This window comes from Polaribacter sp. ALD11, assembly GCF_002831685.1.
Lineage (GTDB): Bacteria > Bacteroidota > Bacteroidia > Flavobacteriales > Flavobacteriaceae > Polaribacter.
The window spans coordinates 1,687,019-1,710,501 of sequence record NZ_CP025119.1 but is presented as its reverse complement, the minus strand read 5'-3'; the positions used below and the strand labels follow the sequence as shown (position 1 = coordinate 1,710,501).

General features: G+C 31.6%; 22 protein-coding genes. 11 read left to right on the top strand and 11 right to left on the bottom strand.

Going from position 1 to position 23,483, the window contains the following annotated elements:
- Window positions 1–55: 55 nt before the first annotated feature.
- The 7 genes from CW731_RS07650 to CW731_RS07620 all read right to left on the bottom strand — a co-directional run bounded on the left by CW731_RS07650 (window position 56) and on the right by CW731_RS07620 (window position 8,095).
- Window positions 56–502 (bottom strand): KTSC domain-containing protein, encoded by a 447-nt coding sequence (locus CW731_RS07650; RefSeq protein WP_100946170.1) that lies wholly within the window; start codon window positions 500–502, stop codon window positions 56–58.
- Between the two features lie 64 nt (window positions 503–566).
- Complete coding sequence (locus CW731_RS07645) at window positions 567–959, bottom strand: hypothetical protein (protein ID WP_100946169.1); 393 nt, start codon at window positions 957–959, stop codon at window positions 567–569.
- Window positions 960–973: 14 nt separating this feature from the next.
- Complete coding sequence (locus tag CW731_RS07640) at window positions 974–1,933, bottom strand: M20/M25/M40 family metallo-hydrolase (protein ID WP_100946168.1); 960 nt, start codon at window positions 1,931–1,933, stop codon at window positions 974–976.
- 124 nt (window positions 1,934–2,057) lie between these two features.
- A complete protein-coding gene (locus CW731_RS07635) occupies window positions 2,058–3,854 on the bottom strand; it encodes an acyl-CoA dehydrogenase family protein (protein WP_100946167.1) in 1,797 nt (598 codons plus the stop codon).
- Between the two features lie 169 nt (window positions 3,855–4,023).
- Window positions 4,024–5,214 (bottom strand): acetyl-CoA C-acyltransferase, encoded by a 1,191-nt coding sequence (locus CW731_RS07630; protein WP_100946166.1) that lies wholly within the window; start codon window positions 5,212–5,214, stop codon window positions 4,024–4,026.
- Window positions 5,215–5,219: 5 nt separating this feature from the next.
- On the bottom strand, window positions 5,220–7,625 hold the full coding sequence (locus CW731_RS07625) for a 3-hydroxyacyl-CoA dehydrogenase/enoyl-CoA hydratase family protein (RefSeq protein ID WP_100946165.1): 2,406 nt from the start codon (window positions 7,623–7,625) through the stop codon (window positions 5,220–5,222).
- Window positions 7,626–7,636: 11 nt separating this feature from the next.
- Entirely contained in the window at window positions 7,637–8,095 is a 459-nt protein-coding gene (locus CW731_RS07620; protein WP_100946164.1) for a MarR family winged helix-turn-helix transcriptional regulator, read from the bottom strand.
- A 179-nt stretch (window positions 8,096–8,274) separates the two neighbouring features.
- Between CW731_RS07620 and CW731_RS07615 the strand changes: the two genes are divergently transcribed.
- From CW731_RS07615 to CW731_RS07600, 4 genes are all read left to right on the top strand, one after another.
- Window positions 8,275–9,204: an ABC transporter ATP-binding protein gene (locus tag CW731_RS07615; RefSeq protein ID WP_100946163.1), complete on the top strand. Its 930-nt coding sequence runs from the start codon at window positions 8,275–8,277 to the stop codon at window positions 9,202–9,204.
- Window positions 9,205–9,208: 4 nt separating this feature from the next.
- Window positions 9,209–10,534, top strand: a complete 1,326-nt coding sequence (locus CW731_RS07610; protein WP_100946162.1) for an ABC transporter permease — start codon at window positions 9,209–9,211, stop codon at window positions 10,532–10,534.
- Window positions 10,535–11,416 (top strand): mechanosensitive ion channel family protein, encoded by an 882-nt coding sequence (locus CW731_RS07605; RefSeq protein WP_100946161.1) that lies wholly within the window; start codon window positions 10,535–10,537, stop codon window positions 11,414–11,416. It abuts the gene before it with no gap.
- 85 nt (window positions 11,417–11,501) lie between these two features.
- On the top strand, window positions 11,502–12,665 hold the full coding sequence (locus CW731_RS07600) for a sigma-54 dependent transcriptional regulator (RefSeq protein WP_100946160.1): 1,164 nt from the start codon (window positions 11,502–11,504) through the stop codon (window positions 12,663–12,665).
- Window positions 12,666–12,737: 72 nt separating this feature from the next.
- Here the strand turns inward: CW731_RS07600 and katG are convergent, their stop codons facing one another.
- Complete coding sequence (katG, locus tag CW731_RS07595; protein ID WP_100946159.1) at window positions 12,738–14,930, bottom strand: catalase/peroxidase HPI; 2,193 nt, start codon at window positions 14,928–14,930, stop codon at window positions 12,738–12,740.
- Between the two features lie 299 nt (window positions 14,931–15,229).
- Here katG and CW731_RS07590 point away from each other — a divergent pair, with 299 nt between their 5' ends.
- The 3 genes from CW731_RS07590 (at window position 15,230) to CW731_RS07580 (ending at window position 16,517) form a co-directional block, all read left to right on the top strand.
- The gene (locus tag CW731_RS07590; protein WP_100946158.1) at window positions 15,230–15,871 is read left to right on the top strand and encodes a peroxiredoxin; all 642 of its coding nucleotides are present in this window, start codon (window positions 15,230–15,232) and stop codon (window positions 15,869–15,871) included.
- A gap of 77 nt (window positions 15,872–15,948) precedes the next feature.
- Entirely contained in the window at window positions 15,949–16,257 is a 309-nt protein-coding gene (locus tag CW731_RS07585; RefSeq protein WP_100946157.1) for a co-chaperone YbbN, read from the top strand.
- 2 nt (window positions 16,258–16,259) lie between these two features.
- The gene (locus CW731_RS07580) at window positions 16,260–16,517 is read left to right on the top strand and encodes a hypothetical protein (RefSeq protein ID WP_100946156.1); all 258 of its coding nucleotides are present in this window, start codon (window positions 16,260–16,262) and stop codon (window positions 16,515–16,517) included.
- A 141-nt stretch (window positions 16,518–16,658) separates the two neighbouring features.
- Here the strand turns inward: CW731_RS07580 and CW731_RS07575 are convergent, their stop codons facing one another.
- Genes CW731_RS07575 through CW731_RS15660 form a run of 3 tightly spaced genes read right to left on the bottom strand, consistent with a single transcriptional unit; the run spans window position 16,659 to window position 18,668 of the window.
- A complete protein-coding gene (locus tag CW731_RS07575) occupies window positions 16,659–17,714 on the bottom strand; it encodes an FAD-dependent oxidoreductase (RefSeq protein WP_100946155.1) in 1,056 nt (351 codons plus the stop codon).
- A 17-nt stretch (window positions 17,715–17,731) separates the two neighbouring features.
- Window positions 17,732–18,508, bottom strand: a complete 777-nt coding sequence (locus tag CW731_RS07570) for an SGNH/GDSL hydrolase family protein (RefSeq protein WP_100946154.1) — start codon at window positions 18,506–18,508, stop codon at window positions 17,732–17,734.
- The gene (locus CW731_RS15660) at window positions 18,498–18,668 is read right to left on the bottom strand and encodes a hypothetical protein (RefSeq protein ID WP_198519866.1); all 171 of its coding nucleotides are present in this window, start codon (window positions 18,666–18,668) and stop codon (window positions 18,498–18,500) included. Before CW731_RS15660 ends, CW731_RS07570 begins: the two co-directional genes overlap by 11 nt.
- 97 nt (window positions 18,669–18,765) lie before the next feature.
- Between CW731_RS15660 and CW731_RS07565 the strand changes: the two genes are divergently transcribed.
- The 4 genes from CW731_RS07565 to CW731_RS07550 all read left to right on the top strand — a co-directional run bounded on the left by CW731_RS07565 (window position 18,766) and on the right by CW731_RS07550 (window position 23,461).
- Window positions 18,766–19,689 carry a DUF368 domain-containing protein gene (locus CW731_RS07565; protein WP_100946153.1) on the top strand — a complete coding sequence of 308 codons (924 nt, stop codon included), beginning with the start codon at window positions 18,766–18,768 and terminating at the stop codon, window positions 19,687–19,689.
- Window positions 19,689–20,696: a DUF368 domain-containing protein gene (locus CW731_RS07560; RefSeq protein ID WP_100946152.1), complete on the top strand. Its 1,008-nt coding sequence runs from the start codon at window positions 19,689–19,691 to the stop codon at window positions 20,694–20,696. The genes CW731_RS07565 and CW731_RS07560 overlap by 1 nt, the downstream gene beginning before the upstream one ends.
- Entirely contained in the window at window positions 20,677–21,438 is a 762-nt protein-coding gene (locus CW731_RS07555) for a shikimate dehydrogenase (protein WP_100946151.1), read from the top strand. The genes CW731_RS07560 and CW731_RS07555 overlap by 20 nt, the downstream gene beginning before the upstream one ends.
- A 94-nt stretch (window positions 21,439–21,532) precedes the next feature.
- A complete protein-coding gene (locus CW731_RS07550) occupies window positions 21,533–23,461 on the top strand; it encodes a DUF349 domain-containing protein (protein WP_100946150.1) in 1,929 nt (642 codons plus the stop codon).
- Window positions 23,462–23,483 lie beyond the last annotated feature (22 nt).

Below are 23,483 nucleotides of genomic sequence, written 5' to 3'. Positions count from 1 at the left end.
AAAGAGATTACATTCAAATGTAATCTCTTTTTTTATGTTCTTTTAAAGAAAGTTATTAAACTGTAGCAGAAGCTTTCATAGATTTTCTGTAAGTAAAAGAATTAAAAATATTTCTCTTACCAAAATTATTCATAGATTTTGCATTTACAAATTTTCCGAAAAGAATTTTACTAACACCAAAGTATTCGTATTTATTTCCGTCTGTAAAAGTAACTTCTAATAACATACTTTTATGATGCCAATCTGCAACTTGAGATTCTGTTATTGTTGTTTTATAAGCGTCTAAGTTAGCTTCTTTTGTTTCTGGGGCGATGCTAACTAAGAAATGATACCCATCTATAATTTGAGTACTCATAACATCTGCTTCATCCTTTTTTTCTTGTTCTTGAAATTTATCTGGATGCCATTCTTTTACTAAACCTCTGTAAGCCGTTTTTAATTCTTTTAAATTAATTGGACCTTCTACTTTAAAAAGTTTTTTATATTCTTTAATACGTTTCATTCTTGTGTTTTCAAATTGCGTGCAAAAGTACTGATAAAAAAGAGATTAGCTATTTAAAAAAGCTTTATTTTTTTAATAATTTGATGAATACGTATGAAAAGAACAAAAAGAAGAGAAAGTCGTTAATGCCATAGATGGCGTAGAAAATTCCTGCCATCTTATCTTCATCAAAAATTGTTGAAACATTATTTTCTAATTGCCATTGTATCCAAATAATTCCGTAGATAAGTTTTTCAATAGCAAAAACGGCAACGATCCATTTTACTTTAGTATAATCTTTTGCAACAGCAATATATGCAAAACCCCAAACAAGAATCATTAACAATCCGAAATTAGACATCACTACATTGTCATATTTTGGAATAAATTCATTCGTAAAAAATCTTGACAGTATTAATACAGCAACAATATTAGAAAGCCCTGATAGTATAAAACCTCTTGTAATTGTGTTTTTCATGTATAAAATAGGGATTAATTTAAATAAGAATCATAATTTTCGATCGCTTGAACAATTAGTTTTACAGCATCAACATAAAATTCTTGATTCATGTTCTCAAAAGTATCTGTTGGTTTGTGATAATCTTTGTGATCTTCCACTCCAAAATAAATAAAAGGTATTTTCTCTTTATGAAAGATTCTGTGGTCGGAAGAAAACGTCCAATCATCTAAGTTTTTATCATCAGGATTGTCATGACCAAACAATAATGTAATTGGAGATGTTATATTTTCTAAAGGTTGTTTTAATTGTGGGTAATGAAACAAACCAGAAGCATATAATTGTTGCTTATTGTTATTTGCAATCATGTCCATATTAATGTTTAAAACAATATTTTCTTTGTTAGGATAATTTTTTAAAAAATAATCTGCTCCCAAAGAACCAATTTCTTCTGCATCAACAGCAGCGAAAACTAGCGTATGCTTAGGTGAATGCTGCTTAAAGTATTTAGCAATCGCAAATAAAGCAGCTGTACCAGAAGCATCATCATCTGCACCATTGTATATTTTACCATTTTTAATTCCTAGATGATCTAAATGACCAGTAATTACAATTGTTTTTTTGATTTTTCCTGAAATTTTTCCAATTACATTTCCACCAATAACTAAGGTATCCCCAGTATTTGAAAGGTTAGCAATAGAGTCCTTTAAAGGGAACATTCGTTGTCTTTTTTTACCAGAGAATTGGTATTTAAATTGTTGTGTAAAAGAACCACCTAAGAAAGGTTCTAAACCTAGTTCATTAAACTTATTGTCAATAAACTTAGCCGCTTCGTAGTTTCCAGGCTTAGAAAACCCTCTTCCTTCTAAAGAGTCACTTGCTAAAAATTTTACAGCTTTTAACATCATTTTCTCATCAATTTTATTTTTTTCTGATGATTTGCAGCTTGACATTAATATTAAAAAAGATAAAATAAATAAAAAATTAGTTTTCATATAAATGGATTTTAAACGAAGATAGTTATTTTGTTACAAAAAAAAAGACCATCTCTAAAGATGGTCTCTCAAACAAACAACTAATTCTTAAAACCTTGATAGTTTAAGAAATTTTTAAATATTTTTAAAAACAGTATTTATTTTCTGCTTTTACTTTTTCTGCGATTTCGTTACGTAAATCTACAATATCTGGGTAGTTTGTGTATTTAGTAAAACGTTTTAAGCCCATTAACATCATACGTTGCTCATCACCTTCGGCGAAAGAAATAATACTTTCTTTCCCTTTTTCTTCAATAATATCTACTGCATGATACAAGTATAATTTAGACATTGCAATTTGTACAGATTGCGCTTCTTTACTAGTACGTTTTACATTCTTCTCAGTTCTTAAAATAGCAGATTCTGCCATGTAAATTTCAATTAAAATATCTGAAGCTGCAATTAATAACTGTTGATGTTCGTCTATTTCTTGACCATATTTTTGAAGTGCTGCACCTGCAACCATTAAAAATGTTTTCTTCAATTTTGCAATCATGTGCTTTTCTTCAGAAAATAATTCAGAATAATCTGGCGTATCAAAAGAAGGAATCCCCATTAAACTATTTGCTACTTCTGTTGCAGGCCCTAATAAGTCTACATGACCTTTCATTGCTTTTTTAATTAGCATACCTACAGAAAGCATTCTGTTAATTTCGTTCGTTCCTTCGTAAATACGAGCAATTCTCGCATCTCTCCAAGCAGATTCCATAGGCGTTTCCTCAGAGAATCCCATTCCACCAAAAATCTGAATTCCTTCATCTGCACAACTTTGTACATCTTCAGAAACAGCAACTTTTAAAATAGAACATTCAATAGCATATTCTTCAACCCCTTTTAGTTCTGCTTCTTGGTGTGTGTTACCAGCTTCAACTCTCATTGCAATTCTATCTTCGATATTTTTTGCAGCTCTATAGGTAGCAGATTCACCAACGTAAGCATTGGCAGCCATTTCCGCTAATTTTACTTTAATTGCACCAAAATCTGCAATAGGAGTTTTAAATTGTTTACGCTCATTAGCATATTGTACAGCGTAATTTATAATTCTACGCTGAGAGTCTAAACAGGCTCCCGCTAACTTAATACGTCCTACATTTAAAGCGTTCATTGCAATTTTAAAACCTTCTCCACGACCAGCTAACATGTTTTCTGTAGATACAACTGTATCGTTAAAAAACACTTGTCTTGTCGAAGAAGCTCTAATCCCTAATTTATGTTCTTCTTCACCTAAAGTAATTCCATTCGGATTTTCTTTATCGAATTCAACGATAAAACCAGTAATGTTTTTATCATTTTCTATTCTAGCAAAAACAATCATTAAGCGACAAAAACCTGCGTTAGAAATCCACATTTTTTGACCGTTAATCTTATAAGATTTTCCATCCGCAGAAAGTTCTGCAGTTGTCTTTCCTGAATTTGCATCAGAACCAGCTCCTGGTTCGGTTAAACAATATGCACCAAACCACTCACCTGTAGCTAGTTTAGGAACGTATTTTTGTTTTTGTTCTTCGGTTCCATATAAAGTAATTGGCATGGTACCAATTCCTGTATGCGCACCAAAAGCAGTACTAAACGAACCTGTACCACTTGAAATATAATCACAAGTTAATAAGGTAGAAACAAATCCCATTCCTAGTCCTCCATATTCTTCAGGAACAGCAACGCCTAAGAAACCTAATTCACCAGCTTTACGCATCACTTCTTCAGTTAAAGCATAATCTTTAGCTTCGAAACGTGCTTTGTGAGGAATGATTTCTCTGTCATTAAATTCCATCACTGCTTCTTTCATCATTTGTTGCTCCTCTGTAAAGTCTTCTGGAGTAAACACATCTTCGCAATTTGTTTCTTTTACAAGAAACTGACCACCTCTTAATAATTCTGACATTTTTATTTTGTTTTAAGATTATAGAAGAAAAAAATAGAGAATAGACATTTTTGCTATTTTAAAACTCCAATGTTACTCTCTGGAATTCTTCTATTTTATCTTCTAATATTGTTGATTTATATTTTTTAATAATTAAGAATCTTACGTCTTAACTTATACTTGTTTTAAATTATGAAAGAAATTCAAATACACCAGCAGCACCCTGTCCTGTTCCAACACACATAGTTACCATTCCGTATTTATTTTTCAGATCTCTTTTGCGCATTTCATCAAATAACTGCACAGATAATTTTGCACCTGTACAACCTAACGGATGCCCTAATGCAATGGCACCACCATTTACATTCACAATTTCTTGATTCAAATTCAACTCACGCATAACTGCCAAAGATTGAGAAGCAAAAGCTTCATTCAATTCAATTAACTCAATATCGCTTTGTTGTAAACCTGCTTGCTTTAAAACCTTCGGAATCGCAGCAACAGGTCCAATTCCCATAATTCTTGGTTCTACACCAGCTGCAGCATAATTTACGACTCTTGCAATTGGTTCTAGATTTAATTCTTTCACCATTTCTTCACTCATTACCATTACAAAAGCTGCACCATCACTCATTTGTGATGAGTTTCCAGCAGTTACACTTCCTCCAGCTGCAAAAACTGCACGAAGTTTGGCTAACGCTTCTTTTGAAGTTCCTGCTCTTGGCCCTTCATCTTTATTTACGGTGTAGTTTCTTGTAGCTTTTTTTCCATCAGCACCTAAGTACGTTTCTTCAACATTAATAGGAACTATTTGATCTTGAAAACGATTTTCTGCTTGCGCTCTTAAAGCTTTCATGTGAGAATTAAAAGCAAATTCATCTTGGTCTTCTCTAGAAACTTTAAACTGTTTGGCAACAGCTTCCGCAGTATTTCCCATTCCCCAGTAATAATCTGCATGACCATCTTTTACTGTATCATAATTCAATTCTGGTTTAAAACCAGTCATTGGAACAGAACTCATACTTTCTGCACCACCTGCAATAATACAACTTGCCATTCCTGCTTGAATTTTAGCGGCTGCCATTGCAATTGTTTCTAGTCCAGATGAACAAAATCTATTTACAGTAACTCCAGGAACATCCACAGAATTTAAACCTATTAAAGAGATAAAACGCGCCATGTTTAACCCTTGTGCGCCTTCTGGCATTGCGTTTCCTACAATTACGTCATCAATACGTTTTACGTCTAAATTCGGTAATTCTTTCATCATGTGCTGAATGGTTTCTGCACCTAACTCGTCTGCACGTTTAAAGCGAAAAACACCTTTTGGAGCTTTTGCAACTGCAGTTCTATATGCTTTTACTATATATGCTGTTTTCATGTTTTTTAGTTTCTTAATGGTTTCCCAGTTTTTAACATCGATTGAATACGTTCTAACGTTTTACGCTCTGTACAAAGTGATAAAAACGCTTCTCTTTCTAAATCTAATAAGTATTGTTCAGTAACCAATGTTGGTTCAGATAAATCTCCACCAGCCATTACATATGCTAGTTTATTGGCGATTTTCATATCATGTTCAGAAATGTAGTTACTATCTTGCATTGCATCTGTTCCAACTAAAAACATTCCTAAAGCTTGTTTCCCTAATACTTTTACGTCTTTTCGAGTTACAGGTTGTGTATAACCACTTTCTGCCATTAATTTTGCATGTGCTTTTGCTGTAGCAATTTGTCTTTCTTTATTCACTACAACAACATCTTTTCCTTTTTGAAGTAAGCCTAAATCGAATGCTTCATAAGCAGAAGTAGATACTTTTGCCATACCAATGGTTAAGAAGTTTTCTTGTAAAATGTTTAATTCAACATCTCCTTTATGAAAAAGGTCTGATGCTCTTAAAGCCATTTCTTTAGAACCACCACCACCAGGAATTACACCAACTCCAAATTCGACTAATCCCATATAAGTTTCTGCTGCTGCAACTACTTTATCTGCGTGTAAAGAAATTTCACAACCACCGCCTAAAGCCATTCCATGCGGAGCAGAAATAGTTGGTATTGATGAATAACGCATGCGCATCATGGTGTCTTGAAAATATTTAATAGCATAATTTAATTCTTCATATTCTTGCTCTACAGCCATCATAAAAATCATACCAATATTTGCCCCAACAGAAAAGTTTGGTGCTTGGTTACCAACAACCAATCCTTGAAAATCTTTTTCGGCTAAATCAATGGCTTTATTTAAACCAGCCAAAACATCACCACCAATGGTATTCATTTTAGATTGGAACTCTACATTTAAAATTCCGTCTCCAATATCTTGAACAGAAACTCCTGAGTTTTTGAAAACTTCAGTTGTTTTTCTAATATTATCTAAAATGATGAATGATTCTTGTCCAGGTTTCTTTGTTTGAGATTTAGAAGGAACGTCATAAAAATAAGTTGCGCCTTCTTTTACAGTGTAAAAAGATTTAGAACCAGCAGCTAACATTTCTGTTACCCAAGTAGCAGGTGCAGCGCCTTCAGCTTTCATTAATTCGATACCTTCTTCTACACCAACAGCATCCCAAATTTCGAAAGGTCCGTTTTCCCAACCAAAACCAGCTTTCATAGCATCATCAATCTTATACAATTCATCAGAAATTTCTGGAATTCTATTTTGAACATACGCAAACATGGCTGCGAAGTTCTTTCTATAGAATTCACCAGCTTTATCTTTTCCGCCAACTAATACTTTAAAACGATCTATTGGTTTGTCTATTGTTTTTGTTAATTCTAAAGTTGCGAATTTTGCTTTTTTAGAAGGACGATATTCTAAAGTATCTAAGTCTAATGTTAAAATTTCTTTTTTACCGTTTGCGTCCACAGATTTTTTATAAAAACCTTGCCCTGTTTTACTTCCCAACCATTTGTTTTCCATCATGGTATTGATGAAACCTGGTAACTTGAAAAGTTCATGTGCTTCGTCGTTAGGGCAGTTTTCGTAGATTCCGTTTGCAACGTGCACCAACGTATCTAAACCAACAACATCTACCGTTCTAAAAGTAGCCGATTTTGGTCTACCTATTACAGGTCCTGTTAATTTGTCTACCTCTTCAACTGTTAAACCTAATTCTTTTACTTGATGAAATAAAGATTGGATTCCGAAGATACCAACTCTATTCCCTATAAATGCAGGTGTATCTTTTGCTAAAACAGAAGTTTTGCCTAAGAATTTTTCACCATACATCATTAAGAAATCTGTAACTTCTTGTTTACAATCTGGCCCAGGAACCACTTCAAAAAGTTTTAAATATCTTGGAGGATTAAAAAAGTGAGTTACCGCAAAATGCTTTTGAAAATCTTCACTTCTTCCTTCATTCATAAACTGAATAGGAATACCAGAAGTGTTTGAAGATATTATTGTTCCTGGAGTTCTATATTTCTCTAGTTTTTCAAAAACAATTTTTTTAATATCTAGTCTTTCAACGACAACTTCCATAATCCAATCTACATCCGCAACTTTTGCAATATCATCCTCTAAATTACCTGTGGTAATTCTGTTTGCAAATTTTTGATGATAAATAGGTGAAGGTTTCGATTTTAAAGAAGCTGTTAATGCATCATTTACTAAACGATTTCTAACAACTTTGTCTTCTAACGTTAGTCCTTTTGCTTTTTCTTTGTCAGTTAATTCTCTTGGAACTATGTCCAATAAAAGAACTTCTACACCAATATTAGCAAAATGACAAGCAATACCACTTCCCATAATTCCGGAACCAATAATTGCTACTTTTTTAATTCTTCTAGTCATTTGTTTGATTTTTATACTGCTTTTTTGCTGATTTCTTTATAAATTTCTTTGTCTGCAATTAATTTATTAATTCTTGATGTTACATTAAAAAAGCCTTCTAAATCTTTTTCTGTAACATTGTTTACCACGGTTTCATTAAATTGAATTACATGACCTTTAGAGACTTTACGCATCTCTTTGCCATATGCTGTTAACTTTATAATAACACTTCTACCGTCATCAGGGTTTTTTTCTCTAGAAATAGCTCCTTTGTCTTCCATGTTTTTTAAAATTCTAGAAAGACTTGTTGGTTCCATTCCCATTAAAGGACCTAAAGCTGTAGAAGGTGTGCCTTTTTCTTTATCAATATTTAAAAGAACAAATGCTGTAGCCATTGTACTATCATGCTTTACAGCTTGTTCATTGTACACTTTTGCGACAGCTTGCCAAGTTGCCCTTAATTGATGATCTATCGATTTATGCTTATTCATTGGTTCAAATATAACTAAATTTATTATGCATGCATAGTAAATTACAATAAAGTTATGCATGCATAGTAAATTTTAACATAATATTAAACTGTAACGTTTTTACATGTTGGTATACTAATAAATAGAAAATATGTAGATTTGTGCGCAATTCTACTATAAGAATAAATGAACTTTTATCGATGAAAAATTTATTAGAAATAAATAATGTAGTAAAAAAATATGGCGATTTCACTGCCTTAAATGATGTTTCTATTCACATTCCTAAAGGAAGTGTTTATGGCTTATTAGGGCCAAATGGTGCAGGTAAAACATCTTTAATTAGAATTATTAATCAAATTACAATGCCAGATAGCGGTTCTATTTTTTTAGATGGAGAAGTTTTGGCACCAAAACATACGGCACAAATTGGATACTTGCCAGAAGAACGTGGTTTGTATAAATCGATGAAAGTTGGTGAGCAAGCTTTGTATTTAGCGCAATTAAAAGGATTGAGTAAAGCTGAAGCTAAAAAACGTTTGAAATACTGGTTCGAAAAATTTGATATTTCTGCTTGGTGGGGAAAAAAAATTGAAGAGCTGTCTAAAGGAATGGCGCAAAAAGTACAGTTTATTGTTACGGTAATGCACAATCCTAAATTATTAATTTTTGATGAACCTTTTTCTGGCTTCGATCCTATAAATGCACAATTAATCGCGAAAGAAATCTTACAATTGCGAGATGAAGGCGCAACGATTATTTTTTCTACCCATAGAATGGAATCTGTAGAAGAAATGTGCGATGAAATTGCATTGATTGATAAATCGAACAAAATTTTAGACGGAAAATTAGACGATATCAAACGTGAATTTAGAACGCATACGTTTCAAGTTGGTTTGCAGACAGCGAATCCTAAAGAAGTAGAAGCGAAGTTGAAAGAGAATTTTGAGGTTTCTCCTTCAAATTTTAAATTATTAAATGATAGTTTAACTTTAAATGTAAAATTAACTGAAGGTAATTCTTCAAATGATTTGTTATCTTTTTTAACAAGTAGAGGAGAGGTACAGCATTTTGTAGAATTAATACCAAGTGCAAACGATATTTTTATTCAGGCAATAAACAAAAATAGTTAAGAGAATGAGCAAGTTAAAACTAATTATACAGAGAGAGTTTATTGCGAAGGTTCGTAACAAATCATTTATAATGATGACTTTTTTAAGTCCGTTATTAATGGTTGGTATGGGCGCTTTGGTTTATTTTTTGATGCAAAAAAATGATGAAAAAATTAAGGAAATCGCTTATGTAGATAACTCCGGAATGTTCTCGAAAGAAGATTTTAAAGACACCAAATCAATTCATTATTCAGATTATACTGCTTTGGGTATTGAAGAAACTAAGAAAAAAGTAGAGAAAGGTGATTATTACGGAGCCTTAATTATTCCGAAGCAAGATAGTTTAGAATTATTGGCAAAATCAATCGAATTCTATTCAACAGATTCTCCTGGAATGTCTGTAATGAGTTCTTTGGAAAATAAGATTGAACATAAAATTAGAAATGAAAAATTAAATAGTTTTGGTTTTGATTTAGAAAAAATTAAAGCATCTAAAATTAACACAGATATTAAGATGTTTAACTTTTCTGGTGAAGAATCGTCAAAATTAATAAACGGATTAAAAATTGGTGTTGGTGCTATTGCAGGTTATTTATTAATGATGTTTGTAATGATTTACGGTACCTCTGTAATGAGAAGTGTTATTGAAGAAAAAACAAGTAGAATTATAGAAATTATTGTTTCCTCGGTAAAACCTTTCCAATTAATGATGGGTAAAATATTAGGAAATGCATCTGCAGGTTTATTACAGTTCTTTATTTGGGGAATTATCCTTTTTGTTATTGTTACTGTGGCTTCATCTATTTTTGGAGTCGATATGGTAGAAATGCAATCTGCAAGAGTTCCTGCAGAACAAATGGATGCTGTAAAACAAGCAACAGATGGAGATAAAGGACAACTAATTATTCAAGAAATTTTGAAATTGCCTATTTTAAAAATGTTTGTATTGTTCATTTTTTACTTCTTAGGTGGCTTTATGTTGTATAGTTCTTTATTTGCCGCAGTAGGTGCGGCTGTAGATAATGAAACAGACACACAACAATTTATGTTGCCAATAATGGCACCTTTAATTTTAGGTGTTTATGTTGGTTTTGCAACGGTAATGAATGATCCTCATGGCTCTATTGCGGTGCTCTTTTCTCACATTCCATTTACGAGTCCTATTGTTATGTTAATGAGGGTTCCTTTTGGCGTTTCTTGGACGGAATTAGCAATTTCTATGATGTTACTGTTAGTCACTTTTGTATTTATGGTTTGGTTGGCTGCTAAGATTTATAGAGTTGGTATTTTAATGTATGGTAAAAAACCAACTTATAAAGACTTATATAAATGGTTAAAATATAAAGGATAGATGCAAGATAAAGTAGAGCAAATTAAAGAATCTATTGAAAAAGAAGCAAATTCTATTTTAGAGTATACTTTTAAGTTTAGTAATGAGATAAGTATTACTGTTAAAGGTTTAATATTTGTTGCAGTTGCTCTTATTTTAACTGCTTTTGTATTGCGTTTAGTAAGAAGGTTTATTACTAGAAAAATGCCAGAAAATGATAAAGTTAAATTTGTTAGTGTTTTTGGTTATTTAAGGTGGCTAGTATTTTTGGTTATTTTTTTAATTGCTATGGATACTTCAGGAGTAAATGTTACTGCTATTTTTGCTGCATCAGCAGCACTTTTAATTGGTGTTGGTTTGGCTTTACAGACCTTGTTTCAAGATATAATTTCAGGAATCTTTATATTAGTAGACAAATCTGTTCATGTTGGTGATATTATTGAATTAGAAGGGCAAGTTGGTAGAGTTTTAGACATAAGACTTAGAACTACAAGAGCTGTAACTGTAGATAATAAGGTTTTGGTAATTCCGAATCACTTATATTTAACCAATATTTTGTTTAATTGGACAGAAAACGGAACAGAAACAAGAGAGTCTGTAACCGTTGGTGTTGCTTATGGAAGTGATGTAGAACTTGTAAAACAAATTTTGTTAGATGCTGCAAAAAAGCAAGATAAGATTTTAAAAATATCAGAATCTAAAGTGCTATTTACCGATTTTGCAGATAGTTCTTTAAATTTTAAACTTGTTTTTTCATTAAACGATAGTTTTGAAACAAGATTTGTACAAAGCGATTTGCGTTTTGAAATAGATAAGAAGTTTAGAGAAAACGGTATTTCAATTCCTTTTCCTCAAAGAGATGTACATGTTTTTGGAACAAATAATAAGGAAGATAAAAATTAATAAACAGTTGCTAAGTTAAAATTTTAGTGTTGAATCTTTTTTTCAACAAATTTTAAGACTTTGAGGCTTTAAAACTAAAAAATACATGAGTAAGATATTAATAATTGAAGATGAAGCAGCTATTAGAAGGGTTTTAACAAAAATTATTTCTGAAGAAAATGAAGCTTATAATGTAGAGGAAGCAGAAGATGGATTGTTAGGAATCGAGATGATTAAAAATAACGATTATGATCTAGTTTTATGTGATATAAAAATGCCGAAAATGGATGGTGTTGAAGTTTTGGAGAAAGCGAAAAAAATAAAACCAGAAATACCCATTGTTATGATTTCTGGTCACGGAGATTTAGATACTGCAGTAAATACAATGCGTTTAGGTGCGTTTGATTATATATCTAAACCGCCAGATTTAAACCGACTTTTAAATACGGTAAGAAATGCTTTAGATAAGAAAGTATTAGTTGTAGAAAATAAAAGGTTGAAGAAAAAAGTAAGCAAAAGTTACCAAATGATTGGTGAAAGTGCTGCTATTTCTCATATTAAAGATATTATTGAAAAAGTAGCAGCTACAGATGCAAGAGTTTTAATTACTGGACCAAATGGAACGGGAAAAGAATTAGTTGCACACTGGTTGCACGAGAAATCTGATAGAGTTAAGGCTCCAATGATTGAAGTAAACTGTGCTGCAATTCCTTCAGAATTAATAGAAAGTGAATTGTTCGGACATGTAAAAGGTTCTTTTACAGGAGCAAATAAAGATAGAGCGGGTAAGTTTGAAGCAGCCAATGGAGGTACTATTTTTCTTGATGAAATTGGAGATATGAGTTTGTCTGCACAAGCAAAAGTATTACGTGCTTTACAAGAAAATAAAATTCAACGAGTTGGTTCGGATAGAGATATAAAAGTAAATGTTAGAATTGTTGCGGCAACGAATAAAAACCTAAAAGTAGAAATTGCTGAAGGTAGATTTAGAGAAGATTTATATCATCGATTGGCCGTTATTTTAATTCAGGTTCCTTCTTTAAATGATAGAAGAGAAGATATTCCTTTACTAGTAGATTTTTTTACAACTAAAATTTCTGAAGAGCAAGGAACACCAAAAAAGGCCTTTTCTTCAATAGCAATTAAATTATTGCAAGAATATGATTGGACGGGTAACATTCGTGAATTAAGAAATGTTGTAGAGCGTTTAATAATTTTAGGAGAGAAAGAAGTTTCTGCGAATGATATCAAATTATTTGCAAGTAAATAGTTAGCGGAAGTCAAAAAGTAAAAAGGGGAATCAACGAATATTGATTCCCTTTTTTAATGCATTTATTTACTTTTATTTTTTAAGATCAAATCGGTCTAGATTCATAACTTTCGTCCATGCTGCAACAAAGTCTTTAACAAACCTGTCTTGCCCGTCATTAGCACCATATACTTCAGTAATTGCTCTTAATTCTGTATTAGAACCAAAAATTAAATCAGCACGTGTTCCTATGAATTTCACTTCGTTCGTTTTACGATTTCTACCTTCAAAAAAGCGGTCATCTTCAGAAGTAGCTTTCCATGTGTAGGTGAAATCTAATATATTTTTGAAGAAATCGTTTGTTAAACTCCCAGGGTTATCTGTAAATACTCCATTAGTCGATCCATCGTAATTCGCGCCTAAGACCCTTAAACCGCCAACTAGAACAGTCATTTCTGGAACAGATAAAGTTAACAAATTCGCCTTGTCAATTAATAAATCTTCTGCAGCTATTTTTAAGTCCGATTTAATATAATTCCTAAAACCGTCTGCTATAGGTTCTAAATAACTAAACGCTTCAATATCTGTTTGTTCTTGCGAAGCATCACCTCTTCCAGAAGTAAACTCAACTTCTAGAGTACTTCCTACCTTTTTAAGACCTTGTTCTATCCCTACATTACCTGCTAAAACAATTAAATCTGCTATAGAAATTTCACCTTTAAAATCGCTTTTAACACCTTCTAAAATAGTTAATACTTTATTTAGTTCTGTCGGGTTATTAACCTCCCAACTTCTCTGTGGTTCTAGACGTACACGAGCACCATTGGCACCACCTCTTTTGTCTGAACCTCTATAAGTAGAAGCAGAAGCCCAAGCAGTAGTAACTAGTTGAGAAATTGTTAAATCAGAATTTAAAATTAATCCTTTTAAAATAGAAATATCTCCTTCACTTAAAGTATAATTAACCGTTGGTACTGGATCTTGCCATAATAATTCTTCCTTAGGTACTTCTGGTCCTAAATAACGAGAAACTGGTCCCATATCACGGTGCGTTAACTTATACCAAGCACGCGCAAATGCATCTTCAAAAGCTTTGTGGTCTTTATGGAAACGTTTAGAAATTTCTAAATAAGCAGGATCTACTTTTAAAGCGATATCTGCAGTCGTCATCATTAAATCTTGTCTACCATTTGCGTCTCCAGCTTTCGGAGCTCTTTTAGCATTTGAAGCTGCTGTTGGTTTCCATTGGTGTGCACCTGCCGGACTTTTAGTTAATTCCCAATCGTAGTTTAATAAAACATCAAAATATTCATTGTCCCAACGTGTTGGGTTTGGTGTCCAAGCCCCTTCAATACCACTTGTAATTGTATCGTCTAAAACGCCAGTTCCGAATGAATTTTTCCACCCTGTACTCATTTCTTCAATAGCTGCACCATGTGGTTCTTTACCAACATATTCACCAGGATCTGCTGCACCATGTGCTTTTCCGAAAGTATGCCCTCCAGCAACAAGTGCTACCGTTTCTTCATCATTCATTGCCATTCTACCGAATGTTTCTCTCACATCATGCGCAGAACCCATTGGGTTAGGATTGCCATTTGGTCCTTCTGGGTTTACATAAATCCACCCCATCATCACTGCTGCTAAAGGATCTTCTAGGTCGCCATTTTCATAACGGTCTTTATTTTCTCCCCATTCAGTTTCACTTCCCCAGTAGGTATCTTGCTCTGGTTCCCAAACATCTTCTCGACCTCCAGCATAACCAAAAGTTGGGAATCCCATAGATTCTAAAGCACAGTTTCCTGCAAGAATCATTAAATCTGCCCAAGATATTTTATTGCCATATTTTTGTTTGATAGGCCATAAAAGTAAACGTGCTTTGTCTAAATTTCCATTATCTGGCCAACTATTAATAGGAGCGAATCTTTGGTTTCCTGCTCCTGCGCCTCCACGGCCATCACCAACTCTATAAGTACCAGCACTATGCCAAGCCATACGAATCATAAATCCTCCATAATGCCCATAATCTGCAGGCCACCAATCTTGCGAATCTGTCATAAAATTAAGAACATCTTGCTTAAGTGCTTTAAAGTCTAAACTATTAAATGCTTTTGCATACTCAAAATCTTCCCCCATTGGGTTAGATTTTGTTGCATTTTGGCGTAAAATATTTAGTTTTAATTCATTTGGCCACCAATCTCTATTTTTAACTCCACCACCCGAGGTATGTTTCTTTGTGCCGCTAAAAAAAGGACATTTGCTAATATCTCCGCTATTATGATCCATATAATAAGTTTTAAATTTAATTTTTGGTAAAACTACTTCTTAGATAAGTTTAATTTATATAAATAAAATTGATAGTTTTTATTTTAAGATAACTAAATCTTATTTTAAGTATTGAAGTTACGCTTTTTTTCAAACATGAATCAGTAATAGTGTAAAACTATTCCGTTAATCTAAAGATATAAATAAAATTTATGACAACATAAAAAGTTATCATTAAAATAGTTGCTTTCTTTTTGCTTTCCTTTCTATCTTTGTACCAGTTAAAAATAGCATATTAATAATTATAAAATTTATATAGAATGGCAACAATAGTTGGTAAAAAATTTCCAGATTTAAACGTAGATGCAATGAATGAAATGGGTGATACGTTTAAGTTAAACGTGTTAGAAGAAGCTATAAATAACAAAAAGAAAGTGTTGTTATTCTGGTATCCAAAAGATTTTACATTTGTATGTCCTACAGAATTACACGCTTTTCAAGCGGCTCTAGCTGAGTTTGAAAAAAGAAATACAATTGTAATTGGTGCTTCTTGTGATACACCAGAAGTTCATTTTGCATGGTTAAGTACTTCTAAAGATAATGGAGGAATTGAAGGAGTTACATACCCAATTTTAGCAGATAGTAACAGAAACTTATCTTCAATTTTAGGTATTTTAGATATTACTAATGAAACTTTTGATGAAGCTTCTCAAACGATTCAAGTAGAAGGAGATAATGTAACTTACAGAGCTACTTATTTAATTGATGAAGAAGGAACCGTTTTTCATGAAGGAATTAACCACATGCCAGTAGGTAGAAATGTAAATGAATTTTTACGTTTAATTGATGCATATGCTCACGTACAATCTCATGGAGAAGTTTGTCCTGCAAACTGGGAAGAAGGTAAAGAAGCAATGGCTCCGAATGCAAAAGGAACTGCTGCGTATTTGGCATCTAACTAATTAATATTAAATAAGGATTTCGTGTTATAGTTGGGGGATTATAGCATGAGGTCCTTTTTTCAAAAAAAAACAAAACTATGGTACAAGAATTAACAGAAGATAATTTACAAACAATTGTAAATGGAAACGATAAGGTAATTGTACAATATTCTGCTACTTGGTGTGGAAATTGTAGAATTATGAAGCCTAAATTTAAAAAGTTAGCTTCAGAAATGGACAATATAAAATTTGTAATTGTTGATGCAGAAAAATTTCCAGAAAGTAGAAAATTAGCAGATGTAAGTAATTTACCAACTTTTGCGATTTTTGTAGATGGAGAAAAGAAAAATCAAACGCAAACAAATAAATTTGATGTGTTGAAGGAATTGGTAAACGAAATTGCTTAATCATGAAATTACCTGTAATTAAACACCTTACTAACTTTATCGAAGTAAACGATCAAGATTACTTATTAGAAACTATTGAAACTTTAGAGGCTTTAACAGAAGTTCCATCTTTAAAAGATGAAGAACTAGATGTTATTGGCGAGTTAATTTCTAATATGTATGGTGCTCTTGAAGTAGATAAAATGGTAAAAGAAGGTACACCAAAAAAAGAAGCGTTAAATACTTTTATGAAACGCGTTTTAGGTTCTATAGATAAATAGTAACCATTATAATATATAAAATCTCAAGTGAAAGCTTGAGGTTTTTTTGTTTTATGATGTCTGGTCGAGCGCAGTCGAGACCTTTTTTACCCATTGATTGAGTTTGGTGAGAAAGGTGTTATTGGTTTGTAGAAAAAGCTATTAAAATTTATTTTTTAAGTATTCTACAATCTGATTTCCTCTATAAATAGCACCTTCCATATAACCACCATAGCTTGGTGATGTTTCTGAACCTGCAATTATAAATTTACCATTTAAAAATTCTTGTTGATAAATAGAATGTCCGTTATTAAAATGCGGAGTGATAAATCTATCATTTTCAAAATTGATGAGTTCTTCTTTGTTCCATACTTTTTCTTCGTAACAAAGATAGTTTGTGCCATCTTCGCCAAAGAACTTAAAGAGTTGTTCTCGTATTTTTTCTTCTCTTATTTTTTTGGACTCATTTACTAAGCCTCCATGTAAAAACCCCATTAAACCAAAACGGTTATTCTCGAAGTTCGTATGATCATATATTTCTGTAAACGGACCAACATTACTAAAGCAAACGCCAGACAACCCTTTTTCTTTCCAAAAAGGAGTTTCATAAACGAGTACAAATTTTATAGAATCTTTCATCCAAGTATGAGTATTGTTTGCAATCTGGAGAAGGTTTGTGTCTAATTCCGAAGAAAACGAAACAGAATTCACCAATAACTGAGGCGGAATTGTAGAAATAACAATAGCTGCACTAAATTCTGATTTTTCGGTGATTACTTTTATTGAAGTTTCATTGTCATTAATTTGAAGTACTTTTTGATGTAGTTGCAATTCTTCCTCTAAAAAACCTTCCGTCAATTTGTCTAAAATAGTTGCAGTTCCACCAACAACTCTATAGCTAATTTCTTGGTTTTTTGGAACCTGAAAACGTTGAGGTAAATCGGTCTTTGTCGCTTCAAACAAAGCAGCACCATTCATGTTTTGCTCAAATAAAGAGACGTTTAATTCTTTACAAACTTTTAATAATTCTTCATTATATTTCCAAAGCCAAGTTGCACCTAACTCAACTTTTGTTTCATTTACTTTTTTAGTATAAATTCTACCACCAATTCTATTATTAGCTTCTAATATTCGGATTGAAAACCCTGCTTTCTTCAATTTATAGCCTAAATAAATACCAGAAATTCCCCCACCAAGAATAATTATTTTTTTCTTCATTTTAATAAAGATAAATCTTACTTATTTAATTCCGATTTAATAAAAAGAGCCATTTCTTTTCCCCAAACATTATAAGTCAATTCAGATGGATGAACACCATCACTAAAATAGATTTTAGAATTGTTATTAGGTAAAGCATGTTTTTTACTCCACTTATCTAGCGTAATAACTTCATTATAATAATAAACGTTCTTCTTATCTTTAATTATAGTTTGTAATCTTTCGCCTAAAATTTCAACTAAATTACCAATTACAAATTTTATAGGTTTTGTAAATGCGGGAAATTCCTTTATCGGAGGCATACTTGTAAAAAATATTGGTGTTCCAGGAAATTTGTTCTCTAGTAAAAATATAAGCTTTTCAATAGCTAAACCCCATTTTTTAGGAGAGTTTAAAGTAAAAGCATCATTACCTCCCATTCCTACTACAATAATATCTGTAGAAGTTTCTTCAATTTTAGGAATAATTTTTTCACAAACCCTATCTAGGGTATAGCCACTTCTAGCATAAACGCGCCAATTTATATTTGTCTTCATTTCAGCAGAAAGAGTGTTTACTAGCGCGCCGGTAAATCCGTTTTTATGAAAATCGACACCTACACCAGCAATTGTGCTTTCTCCAATAGAAAGTATATTTAGAGCTGTATCGAAATTACCGTTTACAAAGCCTTTTGGCTCTTTAGCTTCTGGTAGTTTGGGTACTTTTTTTCGAATATTTTTTCCTTGAAAATATAAAAAGGGCAGTAAAGGCACAGAAACAATTGCACCTAAGATATATTTTAATTTATTGGTCATTTTCCTTTTCTTCTTTCTCTTCGTTTACTTTTTTAATTATAGCCTTTAAACGCTCTTTATTAAGTTGCTTTTCTAGTTTCACTTTGTTAATTTTTCTATTCATTAACTTTGTGTGTTTGGCTTTGTTTAGCGTATTTTTTGCTTTTCCTTTCTTTGGCATTTGCTGTATTATCAATAAAAGATACAAATAGAATAAACGATTCTATTTTTTCTTCAAATTCTATTATCTTCGTTTTCTACAAAAATAAGGAATTATAATGGGAAGAAATTTAAAAGAGTATATAGTAATTGGATTGAAAGGAATGGCAATGGGGGCTGCTGATGTTGTTCCTGGTGTTTCTGGCGGAACAATTGCATTTATTTCTGGAATCTACGAAGAACTGTTAGAATCTATAAGTAACGTAAATTTTAAATTATTTAAAACATTAAAATCAGACGGAATAAAATCCGCTTGGAAACAAGTAAATGGCTCTTTTTTACTAGCACTTTTTGTAGGGATTTTTATCAGTATAATTTCTTTAGCAAAAACAATTAAGTGGTTGTTAGAAAACGAACCTGTTTTATTATGGTCTTTTTTCTTCGGATTGGTTTTGGCAAGTATTATATATATAGGAAAACAAGTAGAAAATTGGAATGTTAAAATTATCATTTTATTTATTCTAGGTATTTTGTTTGGGTATGTAATTACAGTTATTCCGTCTACAAACGTGGGTGAAATTAATTATTTATTTTTAATTTTTGCAGGAGCAATTGCATCCTGTGCAATGATTTTACCAGGAATTTCGGGTTCTTATATATTGCTATTAATTGGTGTTTACCCTATTGTTATGACAGCAATAACTACCAAAGATTATAAAATAATTGGCGGAATTGCTGTAGGAGTAGTTGTTGGATTACTTTCTTTTTCAAAATTATTAAAATGGCTTTTTACAAATTATAAAAATGAGATGCTAATTGTTTTAACAGGAATTATGTTGGGTTCTCTAAATAAAGTTTGGCCTTGGAAAGAAACCGTTTCAACTTATTTAGATAGTCATGGTGTTACAAAACCATTATTAGAACAAAGTGTTTCGCCTTTTTCTTTTGGCGGAGATCCGAAATTAATAATGGCAATACTACTTTCTGTTCTTGGTTTTTGTTTAATTTTATTGATGGAGAAATTGGCATTTAAAAAGGAATAATGGAAATAGAAAGAACTTTTTTACAGAGATTATACCTTTTCTTAAAAGGATTGGCAATGGGCGCTGCAAATAAAGTTCCAGGTGTTTCTGGCGGAACAGTTTCTTTTGTTTTTGGCTTTTATGAAGAATTGATTTATTCCTTTAGGAAAATAAACTTTACAGCATTTAAACTTTTGATAAACGGAAGGTTTGGAAGTTTTTATAAATATGTAAACGGTCAATTTTTAATATTGATTATGGGAGGAAGTATTTTTAGTTACTTCAGTATTTCTCTTGTTTTAGATTACTTTTTGCAAAATTATGAACTCTATGTTTGGAGTTGGTTTTTTGGGATGATTATTGGCTCTATTTATTACATTGGTAAAGATTTTGGCGAATGGAATCGAACGAATATTATTTCTCTAATTATTGGAGCTTCTGTGGGTTTAGGAATCAGTTTTTTAACACCTGCAGGAGAGAATGACAACCTTTGGTTTGTTTTTATTTGCGGAATTATAGGTGTTTCTGGAATGACGCTTCCAGGGCTTTCTGGGTCTTTTATACTCATTTTAATGGGTAATTACGTATTACTTTTAGTAGATGCTGTAAATGAATTATTTTACGTAGTTGCCAATGTAGTTATAGGTAATTTTGATGTTTTATCAGATCCAGAAAAAATTAGATACCTTAAAATAATTTCTGTATTTACAGCAGGTTCTGCTTTTGGATTGGTTTCTATTAGTCATATTTTAGGCTATGTTTTAAAAAGATGGAATACTATTGTAACTGCCGTAATAATAGGTTTTATTACAGGTTCTTTGGGTATTGTTTGGCCTTGGAAAAAAGCATTATATCTAATAGAAAATGATAAATTCTCTTTAGATAAAAACGGAAATAAAATTATAGAAAACTACAATCGGTTTATTCCAGATTTCTCATTAGCAGAAACATGGTTTGCCATTTTTTACATCATTTTTGGTATTGCTTTAATTTTAATAATAGATTATTATGGAAGAAAAAAGAAATAAAGTTTTCGGTCTTTTAGGAAAAAATATTTCCTATTCATTTTCTAGAGGATATTTTACTAAAAAATTTGAAACTTTAGATTTAAAAAAATATGAATATAAAAACTTTGATATTCAAGAAATATCAGACTTTCCTTCAGTCATAAAAAATGAAGCATTTTTAACAGGAATGAATGTGACCATTCCTTATAAAGAAGAAGTAATACAGTATTTAGATAAATTAGATAAAACGGCTAAAGAAATAGGAGCAGTAAATACCATTAAATTCACCAAAAGAGGAAATTTAAAAGGGTATAATACAGATGTAGTGGGGTTTGAAAAATCTATTTTCCCTTATTTGAAAAAACATCATAAATATGCTTTAATTTTAGGAACTGGTGGTGCATCTAAGGCTATTGCTTATGCGCTTAAAAAAAACAATATTAAATACAAGTTTGTTTCTAGAAAACCTTCAGGTAAAAAGGAAATTTCTTATCAAGATTTAGCGGAAGAAGTACTATGCAAGCATCACATAATTATTAATTGCACGCCTATAGGAACTTCACCAGATGTACATTTATTCCCAGACATTCCATATCAATTCCTAACAGAAAAACATTTACTGTTCGACTTAATTTATAATCCAGAAGTTTCTACTTTTTTATCCAAAGGAAAAGAAAAAGGAGCCACTATAAAAAATGGATACGAAATGTTAGAATTGCAAGCAGAAGAATCTTGGAGAATTTGGAATAAATTCAAAAAATAATTTTAGCTCCACTTTTTGTATACCTAATAAGTTGTGAGTATCTTTATAAACTATAATAATAGTGTATTATTAACCGAACTTAAACATTGTAGATATGTTAGATAATAATGAAGGAAACGTTGAAAAAACGGTAGAAAAAATTGAAGAAGTTGTTAATGAAACTACAGATTCAAAGGAAGTAAAAACGGAAGTTGTTTTAGAAACAACAGAAGTTACTTTAGAAATAGTAACTGAAAGCGCTAAGGCAATTGAAGAAGTTGAAGATTCTGTAGTTAAAAATGAAGAAGACACAGCGAAAAAAGAAGTAAAAGAGGAGAAAACTACTGTCTTAGATTATACTACTTTACCTTTAGAGGAATTAGTTAACGAGTTACAAAAGACATTATCTAACAACCCTGTAAATAAAATAAAAGACCAAGTAGAGGCTATAAAAAGTGCTTTTAATACAAAGTTTGGTGCTTTATTAGCTGAAAAGAAAAAAGTTTTTTTAGAAGAAGGAGGAAATGCAATAGATTTTCAGTTTACTAGTCCTTTAAAAGGAGCATATAATACCTTATTATCAGACTATAAAAAACAAAGAGATGCGCATTACAATGCTATAGAAAAGCAGATGAATGATAATCTAGATAAAAGAACTCAAGTTATTGAGGATTTGAAAAATCTTATAGAGGACGCAGATGCTAATACAATGTATAAAGAGTTTAGAGTTTTACAAGATGCTTGGCGCTCAATTGGGCCAGTTTCTAAAACTCGTTACAATGATACTTGGAAAACATACCATCATCACGTAGAGCGCTTTTACGATTTACTACATTTAAGTAATGATTTTAGAGATTTAGATTTTAAGAATAATTTAGAAGAGAAATTAAAAATTATAGTAAAGGCAGAAGCTTTAGCCGAGTATACAGATGTTAATGATGCTTTTAAAGAGCTGCAAGATCTACATAAAATATGGAAAGAAGATATTGGACCTGTTGCAAAAGAAGTAAGAGAAGACGTTTGGCAAAAGTTTAGTGCTGTTACTAAGAAAATACATGATAAACGTCATGAGCACTTTCGTGATATGAAGTCTAAGTATCAAGAAATTATAAATAAAAAATTTTTAGTTATAGAGCGTTTAGAAGCATATGATACTTCAAAAAATAAAACGCATAAAGATTGGCAAAACAGCATTAACGATATAGAGAAGTTAAGACAAGAGTACTTTAATGTTGGTAAATTACCGTATGCTAAGAGTGAAGAGGTTTGGCAAAAGTTTAAAACAGCAACAAAGAAATTTAATAGTTCAAAAAATCTTTTCTATAAAGATGAAAAAAATGAACAACAAGAAAATCTAAAAAAGAAGCAAGCATTAATAGAAGTAGCAGAGTCTTTAAAAGAAAGTGAAGATTGGAATGTGGCAACCGAAGCGATGAAGAAAGTACAATCTGATTGGAAGAAAATTGGTCATGTACCAAGAAAATTCTCTGATGATATTTGGAACAAATTTAAAGCGGCATGTAATTCTTATTTTGACAGGTATCATGATCAAAAAAATGCTGTTAGTAAAGAACAACAAGCTACCGTAGATGCTAAAAAATCTTTTATAGAAAGTTTAAAAGAAGAAAAGGAGCATACGAAAGAAAGTGTTTTAGAAGCTATTAAAACATGGCAAGAACTAGGGCAATTACCTAGAAATGTTAGGCATTTAGAAGGTAAGTTTAATAAACAAATAGATAGATTATTAGAAACGTTGTCTTTAGGTAAGAATGAAATTTCTATGTTGAAGTTTACAAATGTTGTAGACGGTTTAGTTGCTAATGAAGATTTTAGAAAATTAGATTCAGAGCAATTATTTGTTCGAAAAAAGATTGACGAAGTTGTAAAGGAAATGCAGCAATTAGAAAATAATTTAGGTTTCTTCTCAAATGCAACAGATGACAATCCTTTGGTGTTAAATGTAAAGAAAAGAGTGCTTGAGTTTAAAGAAGATTTAAAAATCTGGAAAGAAAAATTAAGTTATATTAAAAAGTTAGATTACTAGCTTATTACAAAATAGTAGGTAT

Excerpts from the sequence above, each read along its gene's own strand:
- CW731_RS07650 (WP_100946170.1), bottom strand. The coding sequence starts at position 502 with ATGAAACGTATTAAAGAATATAAAAAACTTTTTAAAGTAGAAGGTCCA.
- CW731_RS07645 (WP_100946169.1), bottom strand. The coding sequence starts at position 959 with ATGAAAAACACAATTACAAGAGGTTTTATACTATCAGGGCTTTCTAAT.
- CW731_RS07640 (WP_100946168.1), bottom strand. The coding sequence starts at position 1,933 with ATGAAAACTAATTTTTTATTTATTTTATCTTTTTTAATATTAATGTCA.
- CW731_RS07635 (WP_100946167.1), bottom strand. The coding sequence starts at position 3,854 with ATGTCAGAATTATTAAGAGGTGGTCAGTTTCTTGTAAAAGAAACAAAT.
- CW731_RS07630 (WP_100946166.1), bottom strand. The coding sequence starts at position 5,214 with ATGAAAACAGCATATATAGTAAAAGCATATAGAACTGCAGTTGCAAAA.
- CW731_RS07625 (WP_100946165.1), bottom strand. The coding sequence starts at position 7,625 with ATGACTAGAAGAATTAAAAAAGTAGCAATTATTGGTTCCGGAATTATG.
- CW731_RS07620 (WP_100946164.1), bottom strand. The coding sequence starts at position 8,095 with ATGAATAAGCATAAATCGATAGATCATCAATTAAGGGCAACTTGGCAA.
- CW731_RS07615 (WP_100946163.1), top strand. The coding sequence starts at position 8,275 with ATGAAAAATTTATTAGAAATAAATAATGTAGTAAAAAAATATGGCGAT.
- CW731_RS07610 (WP_100946162.1), top strand. The coding sequence starts at position 9,209 with ATGAGCAAGTTAAAACTAATTATACAGAGAGAGTTTATTGCGAAGGTT.
- CW731_RS07605 (WP_100946161.1), top strand. The coding sequence starts at position 10,535 with ATGCAAGATAAAGTAGAGCAAATTAAAGAATCTATTGAAAAAGAAGCA.
- CW731_RS07600 (WP_100946160.1), top strand. The coding sequence starts at position 11,502 with ATGAGTAAGATATTAATAATTGAAGATGAAGCAGCTATTAGAAGGGTT.
- katG (WP_100946159.1), bottom strand. The coding sequence starts at position 14,930 with ATGGATCATAATAGCGGAGATATTAGCAAATGTCCTTTTTTTAGCGGC.
- CW731_RS07590 (WP_100946158.1), top strand. The coding sequence starts at position 15,230 with ATGGCAACAATAGTTGGTAAAAAATTTCCAGATTTAAACGTAGATGCA.
- CW731_RS07585 (WP_100946157.1), top strand. The coding sequence starts at position 15,949 with ATGGTACAAGAATTAACAGAAGATAATTTACAAACAATTGTAAATGGA.
- CW731_RS07580 (WP_100946156.1), top strand. The coding sequence starts at position 16,260 with ATGAAATTACCTGTAATTAAACACCTTACTAACTTTATCGAAGTAAAC.
- CW731_RS07575 (WP_100946155.1), bottom strand. The coding sequence starts at position 17,714 with ATGAAGAAAAAAATAATTATTCTTGGTGGGGGAATTTCTGGTATTTAT.
- CW731_RS07570 (WP_100946154.1), bottom strand. The coding sequence starts at position 18,508 with ATGACCAATAAATTAAAATATATCTTAGGTGCAATTGTTTCTGTGCCT.
- CW731_RS15660 (WP_198519866.1), bottom strand. The coding sequence starts at position 18,668 with ATGCCAAAGAAAGGAAAAGCAAAAAATACGCTAAACAAAGCCAAACAC.
- CW731_RS07565 (WP_100946153.1), top strand. The coding sequence starts at position 18,766 with ATGGGAAGAAATTTAAAAGAGTATATAGTAATTGGATTGAAAGGAATG.
- CW731_RS07560 (WP_100946152.1), top strand. The coding sequence starts at position 19,689 with ATGGAAATAGAAAGAACTTTTTTACAGAGATTATACCTTTTCTTAAAA.
- CW731_RS07555 (WP_100946151.1), top strand. The coding sequence starts at position 20,677 with ATGGAAGAAAAAAGAAATAAAGTTTTCGGTCTTTTAGGAAAAAATATT.
- CW731_RS07550 (WP_100946150.1), top strand. The coding sequence starts at position 21,533 with ATGTTAGATAATAATGAAGGAAACGTTGAAAAAACGGTAGAAAAAATT.